We start from the raw sequence: 12,788 nt of genomic DNA on the forward strand, positions 1-12,788 counted from the left end.
AATACCTTTTTATGTTGTGAAGTCGGGATTATTTCGCTGCCGCGGCAGCGGTGTTTACCCAGCCGTCAAAAGTGGCCTGATGGGCTTTAATCCAGCCGTCTACGTGGCGCTGTATATCGTCTGCTCCGTTCTCGCCGTTGTGCATACGCAGGTTTTGCGCATTCACATCCGCCAGCGGCAATTTCATGATGGCGAACAGCTTGGCGGCGGCCGGGTTGGCTTCTGCCCATTTTTTGTTGGCGACGATATGCTCGTTATTGACGGCGAAACCGTAGTTCTTGCCGTTTGGCAACGCGGTGTTGCTGTCTTTCAGCGATCCCGGGCTGGCGGAGAACGGAACGGTCAGCCAGACAACGTCACGGCCGGGCACCAGTTCGTCGCTGACCCAATAAGGCGTCCAGGTGAAGTACAGCACCGGTTTGCCCTGCTTATAGCGGGTCAGGGTGTCGGCGATGATGGCGGAGTAGTTGCCCTGATTTTGGGTCACTGTGCCGCTGAGCCCGTAGGCCTTGATATGGGTGTCAATCACGCTGTCGCACACCCAGCCCGGCTCACAGCCGGCCAGATCGGCCTTGCCGTCGCCATCGGCGTCAAACAGCTTTGCCAGCTTGGGATCTTTCAACTGGGAAATATCGCTGATGTGGTATTTGTCGGCGGTTTTTTTATCGATCAAATACCCCTGCGCCGCATTGGTGATATAAGCGCCCTGGCGATAAAACTTCTTGTCGCCGCCGGCGCTGTTGTACATATCGGTTTGCAGCGGATCCCAGTTCACCGCCATGTAGGTGGCGTCGCCGGAGGCGATGGAGGTATAGGCGACGTTGTAATCCACCTCGCCGGTGGGCTGGACGTCGTAGCCCAGTTTTACCAACGCGCGGTTGACCAGTTCGGTCTGAAAACTTTCTTCCGCGAGTGTGCTTTGCAGCGGTTTAACCGTGACGCCTTTGCCGGGAAGTTCGGCGGCGAACGCCTGTGTGCTTAGCCATGAAGTCAGGGCAACAGCCCAAATTCTTGTCGAGCGCATAGTGTTTCCTTCGGTTTTATGAAGCGGCCGGCGCCCCCGACGGTTCGCCGGGGGCAGGGCATTAAGGCTTTTTGATGAAGGGGCGGGTAAGCAGCCCGATCGGGCCGTGAGCGTACCAGCGGCCCATGCCTTTGCTGCGGCGATCGCGCCCCAGCGATTGGGTGAGACGATCGAGAATAATCGCCAGGATCACGATGCCGACGCCGCCCACGGCGGCCAGCCCCATATCCAGACGGCCGATGCCGCGCAGCACCATTTGGCCCAGACCGCCGACGGCGATCATCGAGGCGATAACCACCATCGACAGTGCCAGCATCAGGGTTTGGTTAACGCCGGCCATGATGGTCGGCATCGCCAGCGGCAATTGCACTTTGAACAGTAACTGACGCGGGCTGGAGCCGAAGGATTCGGCAGCTTCTATCAGATCTTCCGGCACCTGTTTGATGCCGAGAATGGTCAGACGCACGATCGGCGGCAGCGCGAAGATAATGGTGACCACCACTCCCGGCACGTTGCCGATACCGAACAGCATGACGATAGGCACCAGATAGACGAACGCCGGCGTGGTCTGCATGGCGTCGAGCAGCGGCCGTATGATCTTGGCGGCATGTTTGCTGCGCGCCAGCCAAATGCCAAGAGGCAATCCGATGACAATGCAAAAGAACAGGGCGGTCAACACCAGCGCCAGCGTTACCATGGCCTGCGACCAGGCGCCAATCGCCCCTATCGCAATCAGGGACACCAGGGTAGCGGCACCCATGCCGAGGCTGGAGATCTGCCAGGCGATCAGTGAGAACACCAGAATGGCGATCGGTGCCGGCATGCCGAGCAGTAACTGCTGAAAGCCGCCGAGGATAAAGTCGACCGGCACGCGTATCCCCTGAAACAGCGGGCGGAAGTGCAGGACCAGCCAGTCGATGCCTTGAGTCACCCAGGAATCGAACGGCACCCAGGCCTTGTGGAACGGATCGAGCAGGTTGAAATGCTCCGGCTGGGCCGGTGCGCTGTTAAGCCAATCAGAACCCTGAGCGGCCTGATTGGCCGCGTCGTGTGTTGCCGGTGGCGGTGCGCTGGACCAGGCATCGCCGCCACCTTCGGCAGGAGCCGCAGAAGCGGCGGCATCAGTCGCCGGCGCGGCGCTGGGGTCGGCAGGCGCGGTGGCCCATGGATCCTGTGTTGTATCACTCATTCGCTGGGCCCTCTTTATCCAAGGCCTGCAGCAGCATGCCCTTGGAAATAATTCCGATATAGTTATTTTCTTCGCAGACTACCGGCACCGCGCAGGGGGCTTGGGCAACCAGGGAAATCAGTTCGCTCAGCGGCATATCCGCCGGTACCGGCGCTGGGGCGTCCAGCAGGGCGTCATCCAGCGCCAGGTTGGCGGCCAGCGCCTGTTTGAGCGAATCTACCGACACCACGCCGATAAATTTCTTTCCGCGTTCAACAACATAACCATAATCGCGGTCTTCATCGCGCAGCAGTTGCAACGCCGAGCGCGGACCAAAACCGGGGGTTTTACGAATCAGGGCAACCGGGCGGCGTTTGGCGATATCCTTTGCGCTGAACACGTGGCTGATATCCACGCCGCGGAAGAAGGTGCGGACATAATCGTTGGCCGGATTATTTAATATTTCCTCCGGTGTACCGACCTGAATCACCTCGCCGCCTTGCATAATCGCAATGCGATCGCCAATACGCATGGCTTCATCCAAGTCGTGGGAAATAAACACGATCGTGCGCTGATGCCGGGCCTGCAATTTGACCAGTTCATCTTGCATTTCGGTACGGATTAAGGGATCGAGCGCCGAGAAGGCTTCATCCATCAATAATATGTCCGGATTATTCGCCATGGCGCGGGCTAATCCCACACGCTGGCGCATACCTCCGGAAAGCTCATCGGGATAAGAGTGCGCATAATTCTCCAGGCCGACCTGTCGCAGGGCTTCCAGGGCTTTTTCCTGACGCTCCTGTGGCGGTATTCCGGCTAATTCCATGCCGAAAGCGGTATTATTCAATACGGTCATATGCGGCATTAAGGCGAATGACTGGAACACCATGCTGATCTTATTTCGGCGTACGGTGCGCAGCGCACTGTCGGATATTTTCGATATATCTTCGCCGTCAATCAGCACCTGTCCGCGGGTGGGTTCTATCAGACGATTGAGAAGGCGTACCAGGGTAGATTTTCCGGAACCGGAAAGCCCCATGATGACAAATATCTCGCCTTCTTCAATGGCCAGAGAGGCGTCTTTCACGCCAAGCGATAATCCGGTTTTTTCAAGCAGTTGGTCTTTTGTCAGACCTTTCTCAATCAGTTTGAATGCTCGTTCCGGATGCTCGCCGAATATCTTATACAGGTTCTTTACTTCGAGTTTAATTGCCATGCAATTTGCTGTTTCCTCTGATGAATTATCAAACGATAAAAAATGTCCTAATAGAAAATAATAGTCGCCTATACCCTAACACAGTGAAATTCTGAGACAACCCTCAATGTCCCGGAATGAGAATATTGGCGGTTTACATCGGTCTGTCGATTAGTTATGGTAGCTTGGCCCACGTCAAATTATTGTTAGGATGTTTCTGAATTATATTTCTCGTTGAAAGGCGATATTTCACAGGAATAAGGGTAAAAAAATCCCGCCTTATTTACCCTGAAAGCTGCCGTTCAGACAATAAAAAACCCGACCATAGGCCGGGTAAAAGTCATCAGTATTTCATCAGTATTCAACGACAGGTGCCGATATCGAGGGGGATATCGTCGCAAGCACTGTACGCCCCTTATATGACAGCCATATTGCAGCTTAAGCTTTGCGATACAGGCGGCGTGGATGGCCGATATTGCCGTACATCATCTCCACGCGCACGAATTGATTGGCGACGCAGTATTCCAGGTAACGTCGGGCGGTGGTTTTGCTGATCCCGACCTGTTCGACGACGTCTTCCACCGCGTGCGCGATCTCCGGCCGGTTGATAAACAGCGCCTGTACCAGCTCCAGCGTATTGGCTTCAATGCCTTTGGCGCCAGGCTCGCTGGAAAACTGTTTGGATTGCAGGTTATACAATGCGTCGACGCTGCTCTGGTCTATCACTTTGAAGCTGCGCTGGGTTTGCACAAACTGCATAAAACGCTCCAGCGAGTTACGCAGCCGCTTGTAGGACACCGGTTTGATGATGTAATCGAAGGCGCCGTTGCGGATCGCCTGGCTGCAGGTATTCATATCGCTGGCGGCGGTAATGAAGATCACCGAACACCCGGGATTTTTCACCGCCGGCTCTTCCATCAGTTCAATGCCCTGGCCGTCCGGCAGAAAGTTATCCAGCAGGATCAGCCGTGGCTGGTGCGCGTTGACTTTGGCCCTGGCTTCGGCCAGCGTGGCGGCATGGGCCACCACCCGCAGAGTAAAGTTCTGCTCGATGAACTCTGCGTGCAGCGTCGCCAGTTGCGGCTCATCTTCCACGATCAAAACGTCCAGTGCTTCGTGTTGCATAATCGGGTGCTCAAGACTGTTATAAGGTTTTTAGGTCTCTATCCGTCGTCTTTCAAACTTCAGCATTGTTGCTTGCGGCTCGAAATTCATAGGGGATAAATAAGGAAAATATGGCGCCGTGCGGATCGTTGTCCGACACTTCTATGCTGCCGTGTGCCTGCGCCACGTGGCTGGCGACCAGATGCAGGCCGATACCGTGGTCGCCTTTGTCATCTTTGGTGGTGACGCCCTGTTCAAACAGCGTATCGCGCACCTCCGCCGCAATGCCAGTGCCGCGGTCGGCCACTTCAATCACCAACTCATTGCTGCTGTCGCTGATATAGAGTTCTACCGCTTCGTGCGGCGCATCGCAATGCAGCGTAGCCTCTACCGCATTATCCAGCAAATTGCCGATGATCGACATCAGTTCGGTTTCGTTCAGCGCCGCCGGGATCTGCCGCAGCTGGCAGGCGGGATCAAAGCGCAATTCGACGCCTTTTTCCTTCGCGCTGGAGTATTTGCCCAGCAGCAAGCCGCACAATGCGGCCGAACTGAAGCGCTGCGAGATAAAGTCGAGGATCTCTTGCGCGCCCTCCGACTGAGCCTCCACATAACGGATTGCCTCGTCGTAACGCTGCATATGCAGCAGCCCGGCGAGGGTGGCGGTCCAGTTCAGTTGTTCATGGCGCATGATGCGCAGGTTGTCGGCATAGCGCTTTACCTGGCTTAGCTGGCTGCTCAGGGTATTGATGTCATTTTTGTCGCGGAAACTGATCACCCAGCCTTGCAGCACATCTTCTTGCATGATGCGGACCCGGCTGGCGATCACCCGCACGTGGTTGAAGCGGCACACTTCATCGTGCGTATCCTGGCCCAGTTGCGACGCACCGAAGAAGTCCGGTTGCGACTGGATCACTTCGCCGATTTTACGGCCCATAAGGGCGCTGGCGGGTTGCCGCAGATCCAGCAGTTCGCGCGCCGCGTGGTTGATGGTGATGATCCGCAACTGGGGATCGACGGCAATAACGCCTTCGTAGATCGCTTCCAGCAGGGCCTTTTGCTGGCGTACCAGCAACGCAATTTCTTTGGGTTCAAGCCAGAACATTTGGCGTTTTAAATTCTTCGATAGCAGCCAGGAAAAAATAAACAGGGCGATTAACAGCAGCACAATGGAACCGACGATCTGCGTCAGGGTTCTGGCATTCAAATTGTCGATATGTGACTTCAGATAGCCAACCGAAACAATGCCGATGACGTGATTATTTTCATCCAGTATCGGCGCTTTGCTGCGCAATGAAATGCCGATGCCGCCTTTGCGGAACGAAATAATGCTTTTTCCTTCCAGGACTTCTTTATTATCGCCGCCGACCATCGGCGTGCCGACGCGATCGGCGTATTCGGAATGGTAAAGATGCCGGGCGCGATTATCGCCGATGACAATATAACTGGCATCGCTGCTGGCGCGTATTTTCTTCATCAGCGCGGCGATTTGCTCAGGGTCGTTTTTTCCCACGGCGCTGACCAGGGAAGGGATCAGGGCTATCTCCCGCGCCTGCACCTGCGCTCGCGCGCCAAGGTCACGGTGCAACTGGGCATCCAACTGATAGTAGGTGTAAGCGCCAATCAACGTCAGCAGCAGACAGGAGAAGGCGACCAGGCACAGGAACAGCTTGATTTGAAATGAGAGTTTTACGCGCATGGCCGGGGTTCACCCTGAGAGTTCCTGAACGCTTACCCTATCATGAGTCGCGGTTAATGTAATATTGCGTCCGATCAAGTTGTGATCGCAGCCACGGGATTATGCTTACCGGGCATAGCTATTCAACGGCTGCGATAAAACGGATAAAATTTAAATGAAAATAGCATTAACACCATTAAAACCACGCATTATTTTACATAATCCTAATTAACTCCATAGAAACCATAACCACCATTAAAAACCCTTTTTTATTTTGAACAAAATCACAGCAGTTAAGCCGTGCATTTATCTATGATGGCCGAACAAACTAATAAGAGGCCAGATTATGAGCACAACAGATGATTCTTACCTCGTCGCCAAAGACAAAACGGCTGAAATACCGCTGAGAGAAAAATGGTGGCACATACTGGACAATTACAAAGTAGGGATTATTCCGTTACCGTTCTTTATTCTGGCCGGCGTACTTATTTTACTGGATTGCCTGGAAGGGAAATTACCGAGCGATATTGTGGTGATGGTCGCCACGCTGGCTTTCTTTGGCTTTGCCTGCGGCGAGTTTGGTAAGCGCCTGCCGCTGATCGGCAAAATGGGGGCGGCGGCGATCTGCGCCACCTTTATTCCTTCCGCACTGGTGCATTACGGCCTGCTGCCGGACGTGGTGGTGGAATCGACCACCAAATTCTATAAGTCGACCAATATTCTTTATCTCTATATCTGCTGCATTATCGTCGGCAGCATTATGAGTATGAACCGTCAGGTGCTGATTCAGGGTTTCCTGCGGATCTTCGTGCCCATGCTGTGCGGTGAGATTGTCGGCATGCTGGTGGGGATGGCGGTTGGCATGGCGCTTGGGCTGGAGCCGTTCCAGATCTTCTTCTTCCTGATCCTGCCAATCATGGCCGGTGGTGTCGGCGAAGGGGCTATACCGCTGTCGATGGGGTACGCGGCGATCCTGCATATGGAGCAGGGCGTGGCGCTGGGCCGCATTCTGCCGATCGTCATGCTCGGTAGCCTGACCGCCATTATCCTTGCCGGCCTGCTCAACCAACTCGGCAAGCGCTATCCGCACCTGACCGGTGAAGGCAGCCTGATGCCAAGCAAACAGGGCGACAGCGATATGGCCGCCGTGGATAAAATCAGCGGCAAGGTGGATGTCAGCACCATTGCCTGCGGCGCTTTATTGGCTATTTTGCTGTACATGGTGGGGATGTTGCTGCACCGCATGATTGGTTTGCCTGCACCGGTCGGCATGCTGTTTGCCGCCGTGGCGGTGAAGCTGGCGCACGGCGTGTCGCCGCGCATTCAGGAAGGTTCGCAGGTGGTGTATAAATTCTTCCGCACCGCAGTGACCTATCCGATTCTGTTTGCCGTCGGCGTGGCGATCACCCCATGGCAGGAACTGGTCAACGCCTTCACCCTGCAAAACCTGGTGGTGATTGTCAGCACCGTCTGTGCGCTGGTGGCGACCGGTTTCTTCGTCGGCAAGAAAATTGGCATGCATCCCATTGATGTGGCGATAGTCTCCTGTTGCCAGAGCGGGCAGGGCGGCACCGGTGACGTCGCTATTCTTACCGCCGGCAACCGCATGTCGCTGATGCCGTTTGCCCAGATTGCCACCCGTATCGGCGGTGCGATTAACGTCTCGCTCTCTCTGCTGGTACTGGCCAAATTTTTCGCATAATAACCAATAAGACCTAAGCATTTCTTTGCCTTTCCCCGCCCCCGCGGGGATTTTTTTTGCCCGTTCGGCGAACGGGCGGGAGATTACCGGCTACGCCGCCTGTTTGGCGGCCGCGTCATACCAGGCGAAATAGCGCTCCACACCCTGACGGCCGGATTCAATCAGTGCGCGCTTTTTGGCTTCGCTGATGGCGAAATCCAGCGTGCCGACGTCAAGGGTGTCTACGTAAAGGGTCCGCTTCCAGTCGTCGCTGTCCAGATGCACCTTGGTCTGAATATCCAGCAGGGTGTTGACCACCGCCAGAGTGAAATCGCACAGGTTATTGATGGCGATTTTATTGACCGATTGGCCCGCCGCCTGTGCAATTTCGTTGGCGGAATCCAGCCGAATACCCAGGGTTCGGGTATTGATCTGTTGCGTGGTGACGTCGATATAGGGCGGCGATGCGGTGAAGTCGTAATCGAACATGCGTACCGGATAGTTATCGATTGTGCCGCCGTCGATACACAGATCGCCCAGCTGATTGTTTTTAGCCACAAAGGCGAAGGGGAATGACATGGAGATCCGCAATCCATCCGCAACCTTCATACGCGGCGTTGTCTGATGGGAGTACACCTCGCGCAGCCCGCTGTTTAAATTGGCGCCAATAAAGTAGAGGGATTTAAATCCTTTTGTTTCTTTCAATGCTTCAAATTTCTCAAAGGTAATATCCGCATTTCCGGTATATCGCTTGATAATATTGCGCGACCAGGAGTAAAAATAATCGCCGGGGGCAACGCCATATTGATTAAACAGGCGATGCGCATCGTAGAGAGAGCCAAAAATACCGCCGTTATAATCGAGGAACTTCTTGAAATTCATGTCGGACAGAATTTTCGTGACATCGGCGGCGCTGCAGCCCAGGCCCACCAGCAGTGCAGCTATCGCGCCGGCCGAAGCTCCGGAGGTTTTTTTGATCTGCGGCATAATGCCTTTGGCTTCCAACATTTCCAAAACGCCGCCATAGGCGATACCTTTTACGCCGCCGCCTTCAAACACCAGATTTTCAAATTGATATTTCATAATAATTCCTTACTCGTTGTTTGGGTGAGTAAAGAAAATAACGGATTCGAATTTTATTAAATATTGATTGGGGTTGTGTGGCTTTCCAGACAAAATCATTCAAATTAAATATATTTTTTTAAATGATATAATTTAAATTTATTTGTTGCGCAGGCGCATCGGCGGTTTTGGGGTAATACTTACCGCTGTCCAATCACAATAAGGAGTCATCATGTTCTGGAAAGGTTACCTGTTAGCTGCGGCATTGGCGGTTATGGCGTTGCAGGCTACGGCCGCTGCACCGCAGGTAAAAACGCCTTCACCGGGTTTTTACCGCATCATGCTGGGCAGTTATGAAGTCACGGCCTTGTCCGACGGCGTGATCCGTCTGCCGGTGGATAAACTGCTGCTCAACAGTACGCCGCAACAAATTGCCGAGGGCCTGGCGGAACATCATCAGAGCCTGCCGGTGGTCACCTCGGTCAACGCCTATTTGATCAATACCGGCAGCAAGCTTGTCATGATTGACGCCGGTGCCGGTAAGCTGTTGGGTGACGGTCTGGATCAACTGGTGAATCATCTTCGGGCGTCCGGCTACCAGCCGGAACAGATAGATGAAATTTATCTGACTCATATGCACCCGGATCATTTGGGCGGGCTGACGGAAAACGGTCGGGCGCGCTTCCCTAATGCTCTGGTGCGCGCTTCGCAGCAGGATGCCGATTTTTGGCTGAGCGAAAAACACCTGCAACAAGCGAAGGCGGAAGATAAGGCCGGTTTTGAAAACGCGATAGCGGCGATCAAGCCCTATCAGGCCGCCGGGCATTTCAAACCCTTCAGCAACGACGGCGAGCTGTCGCCGGGCATTGCCGCATTCGCTGCCCACGGCCATACGCCGGGCCACAGCGTTTATCAGGTGACCAGCCAGGGTAAAAAGCTGTTGTTGATGGGCGATTTGATCCACGTGGCCGCAGTACAGTTTGCCCATCCGCAGGTGGCGATCAGTTTCGACAGCGACGCCAAAGCGGCGGTCGCGCAACGGCTGAGGGTGTTTGGCGACAGCGCCCGACAAAGTGAGTTGGTCGGAGCCGCGCACCTGTCGTTCCCTGGCCTGGGTTACCTGAACAAGCAGGGGGAAGGCTACAACTGGGTGCCGCTGGATTACGGCGCCTTGTAGACCTCAGGCCGCCGAACAGGCGGCCTGTTATTGATTGTGTGCGGCAAAAACCTTGCTGAACCAGTCGATAAAGACCCTCACCCGTGGCGACAGTTGGCGGTTACGCGGGTAGAGCAGCGAAACCGGCATCGGTGTGGAGGGGCATTGCGGCAGCAGCGGCAGCAGGTTGCCGTTGGCCAAATCGTCAAGCAGGTGATAACGCGGCACCTGAATAATGCCCAGCCCCATGCGCGCCGCCGCGACCAGGCTTTCCGCTGCGCTGACCGACACCGTACTGGGCAATGTCACCTGTTGCGGCAGGCCGTTGACGTTAAACTCCAGCGGCATCACCGTGCCGGTAGCCGAGGAGCGGAAACCGACCATGCGGTGCCCCTGAAGGTGATCGAGGCTGAGCGGTGTACCGAAGCGCCGCAGGTATTCCGGCGCGGCGCAGGTGACTTCTTCCAACTCCCCCAATCGGCGCGCCGCCATATCGCTGTCTTTCAGTTTGCCGACGCGCACCACGCAGTCGATGCCTTCCCGCACCGGATCCACCAGCCTGTCACCTTCGCTCATGTAAAATTCGATATCCGGATACTGCGCCAAAAAGTCGGGCAAGCCCGGCAGCAGAAAGTGCCGAGCCAGCGTGCCATGCACGTCGATGCGCAACAGCCCGCGCGGCTTGGCGCCGGCAAACGTCATCTCGGCATCTTCGATATCCGCCAGAATGATCAGGCAGCGCTGATAGTAGGCTTCGCCATCCAGCGTCGGGCTGACATGGCGCGTGGTGCGCTGCAGCAGCCGCACCTGTAACCGCGCCTCCAGCTGTTTGATGGCATCGGTTACCGTCGAACGCGGCAGGTTCATATCCTGTGCGGCTTGAGTAAAACTGCGCTGTTCCACCACGCGGGTGAACAGGCGCATGGCATCAATTCTGTCCATGGTTATTGTTCGTTTATTTCGGATAGTGATGACGAATTTTAGGTGATTATTCGCCGGTGCGAAAGGTGCATTATCACTCTACGCCGGCAAGCCTGCCGACGCTTATCCGAAGAGGACTGAGAAGATGAACAACAGCAACCCGCAAATCGCCATTGTGACCGGAGCCTCTCGCGGCATTGGCGCCGCCATTGCCGAGCGGCTGGCAGCGGACGGTTTTACCGTGATCGTCAACTATGCGGGCAACCAGGCATTGGCCGATGAGCTGGTGCGTAAAATTGAACAAAACGGCGGCCGCGCGCTGAGCGCCAAAGCCGACGTCAGCGATGCGGCCGCCGTCGCCCAGCTGTTTGACCGCGCCGAACAAGCTTTCGGCGGTGTCGATATTCTGGTGAATAACGCCGGAGTGATTGCTCTGGCGCCTGTGGCGGAAATGAGCGACGCCGACGCCGATCGCCTGATCGACATCAACCTGAAAGGCACCTTCAACACGCTGCGTGAAGCGGCAAAGCGTTTACGTGACAATGGGCGCATCATTAACTTTTCATCCAGCGTGGTGGGGTTGCTGCAGCCGGGCTATGGCATGTACGCCGCCAGCAAGGCCGCCGTCGAAGCGCTGACCAGCGTATTGGCCAAAGAGTTGCGCGGCCGCAACATTACCGTCAATGCGATTGCGCCTGGGCCGACCGCCACCAGCCTGTTCCTGGATGGCAAAACTCCGGAGCTGATTGAGCGTCTGGCGCAGATGGCGCCGCTGGAACGCCTGGGCCAGCCGCAGGATATCGCCGCCGCGGTCTCCTTCCTGGCCGGTGCCGACGGCAGCTGGGTCAACGGCCAAACCCTGCGCGCCAACGGCGGCATCATCTGATTGACGACGCGCCGCCGCAGGATCGGGTATCCTGTGGCGGAACACATCACATCAAGGGCGGTTTATGGCGGGCGACAATCAGCAATCCCAGCACGGCGTGAGATCGCCTTGCGTCAGCCTGTGCCGGATCGACGACGAAACCCAGCAGTGCCGGGGATGTCGGCGCACGCGGGCGGAGATCGCCGCCTGGCCGACCGCCAGCGACGAGGAGAAACGTGCCATTTGGCAGCGGCTTGAGCTGCGTCAATGGATGAAATAATCCTCAACGTCATTGCTCAGTCAGACTTCATGTAGCACAATTGAGCTACATGAGATTGACCTATGTTGGGAGCGATTATGTCGACGACGACCATCCGTATTCCAGATGAGCTTAAAGCCCGAGTCGCAGCCGTCGCCGAGCAGGTTGGCGTAACGTCTCACAGCTTTATTTTGCAGGCAATAGCGGAGAAAACGCAGCAAGAAGAGTTGCGCCGCGACTTTGAGAATGAAGCGGAAAAACGTTATGCCAAGATAATTGCGACGGGAGAGACTGTCTCTTGGAAAGAGATGCGCGGTTATTTGGAAAATTACGCAGCGGGTGATACTGCCGCTGTTAAACCCCCCGTTAAAAAATTGGGGCGCTGATGGCAAATGTCGAGTTGGCGCCAGAGGTCAGGGATGATATCGAACGTATTCTCGCTCATTTGGCTCAGTATGGCGCCGCCGATTCAGGGCGGCACATTCAGGAAATCATCCAGGCGATTGCGGTATTGGAGTATAATCCATTGATCGGAAGGTCCCTTGGTGCAGGACTGCGTGAATTGATTATCGGGCAGCAAGCTCGCGGTTATTTGGCGCTCTACAAATATATCCCTGATATCGATACGGCGTTTGTTTTGGCGATCCGTAGTCGGAAAGAACGAGGGTATTGAGT

At 55.5% G+C, this 12,788-nt stretch carries 13 protein-coding genes; 6 read left to right on the forward strand and 7 right to left on the reverse strand.

Features of this window, described 5'->3' with window-relative positions:
- Positions 1-28: 28 nt before the first annotated feature.
- From proX to JK621_RS21565, 5 genes are all read right to left on the reverse strand, one after another.
- Positions 29-1,024: a glycine betaine/L-proline ABC transporter substrate-binding protein ProX gene (gene proX, locus JK621_RS21545; RefSeq protein WP_212557569.1), complete on the reverse strand. Its 996-nt coding sequence runs from the start codon at positions 1,022-1,024 to the stop codon at positions 29-31.
- 61 nt (positions 1,025-1,085) lie between these two features.
- A complete protein-coding gene (gene proW, locus JK621_RS21550; RefSeq protein ID WP_212557570.1) occupies positions 1,086-2,213 on the reverse strand; it encodes a glycine betaine/L-proline ABC transporter permease ProW in 1,128 nt (375 codons plus the stop codon).
- On the reverse strand, positions 2,206-3,408 hold the full coding sequence (gene proV, locus JK621_RS21555; protein WP_212557571.1) for a glycine betaine/L-proline ABC transporter ATP-binding protein ProV: 1,203 nt from the start codon (positions 3,406-3,408) through the stop codon (positions 2,206-2,208). The genes proW and proV overlap by 8 nt, the downstream gene beginning before the upstream one ends.
- 417 nt (positions 3,409-3,825) lie before the next feature.
- Positions 3,826-4,512, reverse strand: a complete 687-nt coding sequence (locus JK621_RS21560; protein WP_212557572.1) for a response regulator — start codon at positions 4,510-4,512, stop codon at positions 3,826-3,828.
- A 52-nt stretch (positions 4,513-4,564) separates the two neighbouring features.
- Positions 4,565-6,190, reverse strand: coding sequence for an ATP-binding protein (locus tag JK621_RS21565; RefSeq protein WP_212557573.1), 1,626 nt, complete (start codon positions 6,188-6,190; stop codon positions 4,565-4,567).
- 325 nt (positions 6,191-6,515) lie between these two features.
- On the opposite strand from JK621_RS21565, the gene JK621_RS21570 reads away from it, so the two are divergent.
- A complete protein-coding gene (locus tag JK621_RS21570) occupies positions 6,516-7,871 on the forward strand; it encodes a 2-hydroxycarboxylate transporter family protein (RefSeq protein ID WP_212557574.1) in 1,356 nt (451 codons plus the stop codon).
- A gap of 90 nt (positions 7,872-7,961) precedes the next feature.
- Here the strand turns inward: JK621_RS21570 and JK621_RS21575 are convergent, their stop codons facing one another.
- Positions 7,962-8,933: a patatin-like phospholipase family protein gene (locus tag JK621_RS21575; protein WP_212557575.1), complete on the reverse strand. Its 972-nt coding sequence runs from the start codon at positions 8,931-8,933 to the stop codon at positions 7,962-7,964.
- Positions 8,934-9,144: 211 nt separating this feature from the next.
- Here JK621_RS21575 and JK621_RS21580 point away from each other — a divergent pair, with 211 nt between their 5' ends.
- Positions 9,145-10,089 (forward strand): MBL fold metallo-hydrolase, encoded by a 945-nt coding sequence (locus tag JK621_RS21580; protein ID WP_212557576.1) that lies wholly within the window; start codon positions 9,145-9,147, stop codon positions 10,087-10,089.
- A gap of 27 nt (positions 10,090-10,116) precedes the next feature.
- Here the strand turns inward: JK621_RS21580 and JK621_RS21585 are convergent, their stop codons facing one another.
- Positions 10,117-11,010 carry a LysR family transcriptional regulator gene (locus JK621_RS21585; RefSeq protein ID WP_212557577.1) on the reverse strand — a complete coding sequence of 298 codons (894 nt, stop codon included), beginning with the start codon at positions 11,008-11,010 and terminating at the stop codon, positions 10,117-10,119.
- A gap of 124 nt (positions 11,011-11,134) precedes the next feature.
- On the opposite strand from JK621_RS21585, the gene JK621_RS21590 reads away from it, so the two are divergent.
- From JK621_RS21590 to JK621_RS21605, 4 genes are all read left to right on the forward strand, one after another.
- Positions 11,135-11,875, forward strand: a complete 741-nt coding sequence (locus tag JK621_RS21590; RefSeq protein ID WP_212557578.1) for an SDR family oxidoreductase — start codon at positions 11,135-11,137, stop codon at positions 11,873-11,875.
- Between the two features lie 97 nt (positions 11,876-11,972).
- On the forward strand, positions 11,973-12,134 hold the full coding sequence (locus JK621_RS21595) for a DUF1289 domain-containing protein (RefSeq protein ID WP_249337105.1): 162 nt from the start codon (positions 11,973-11,975) through the stop codon (positions 12,132-12,134).
- A gap of 77 nt (positions 12,135-12,211) precedes the next feature.
- A complete protein-coding gene (locus JK621_RS21600; protein WP_033639547.1) occupies positions 12,212-12,499 on the forward strand; it encodes a CopG family ribbon-helix-helix protein in 288 nt (95 codons plus the stop codon).
- Positions 12,499-12,786, forward strand: coding sequence for a type II toxin-antitoxin system RelE/ParE family toxin (locus tag JK621_RS21605; protein WP_212557580.1), 288 nt, complete (start codon positions 12,499-12,501; stop codon positions 12,784-12,786). The genes JK621_RS21600 and JK621_RS21605 overlap by 1 nt, the downstream gene beginning before the upstream one ends.
- Positions 12,787-12,788 lie beyond the last annotated feature (2 nt).

The organism is Serratia plymuthica (assembly GCF_018336935.1).
Lineage (GTDB): Bacteria > Pseudomonadota > Gammaproteobacteria > Enterobacterales > Enterobacteriaceae > Serratia > Serratia plymuthica_B.

What these genes read in the sequence shown, in the direction of transcription:
- proX (WP_212557569.1), bottom strand. Translation starts at nt 1,024, where the DNA reads ATGCGCTCGACAAGAATTTGGGCTGTTGCCCTGACTTCATGGCTAAGC.
- proW (WP_212557570.1), bottom strand. Translation starts at nt 2,213, where the DNA reads ATGAGTGATACAACACAGGATCCATGGGCCACCGCGCCTGCCGACCCC.
- proV (WP_212557571.1), bottom strand. Translation starts at nt 3,408, where the DNA reads ATGGCAATTAAACTCGAAGTAAAGAACCTGTATAAGATATTCGGCGAG.
- JK621_RS21560 (WP_212557572.1), bottom strand. Translation starts at nt 4,512, where the DNA reads ATGCAACACGAAGCACTGGACGTTTTGATCGTGGAAGATGAGCCGCAA.
- JK621_RS21565 (WP_212557573.1), bottom strand. Translation starts at nt 6,190, where the DNA reads ATGCGCGTAAAACTCTCATTTCAAATCAAGCTGTTCCTGTGCCTGGTC.
- JK621_RS21570 (WP_212557574.1), top strand. Translation starts at nt 6,516, where the DNA reads ATGAGCACAACAGATGATTCTTACCTCGTCGCCAAAGACAAAACGGCT.
- JK621_RS21575 (WP_212557575.1), bottom strand. Translation starts at nt 8,933, where the DNA reads ATGAAATATCAATTTGAAAATCTGGTGTTTGAAGGCGGCGGCGTAAAA.
- JK621_RS21580 (WP_212557576.1), top strand. Translation starts at nt 9,145, where the DNA reads ATGTTCTGGAAAGGTTACCTGTTAGCTGCGGCATTGGCGGTTATGGCG.
- JK621_RS21585 (WP_212557577.1), bottom strand. Translation starts at nt 11,010, where the DNA reads ATGGACAGAATTGATGCCATGCGCCTGTTCACCCGCGTGGTGGAACAG.
- JK621_RS21590 (WP_212557578.1), top strand. Translation starts at nt 11,135, where the DNA reads ATGAACAACAGCAACCCGCAAATCGCCATTGTGACCGGAGCCTCTCGC.
- JK621_RS21600 (WP_033639547.1), top strand. Translation starts at nt 12,212, where the DNA reads ATGTCGACGACGACCATCCGTATTCCAGATGAGCTTAAAGCCCGAGTC.
- JK621_RS21605 (WP_212557580.1), top strand. Translation starts at nt 12,499, where the DNA reads ATGGCAAATGTCGAGTTGGCGCCAGAGGTCAGGGATGATATCGAACGT.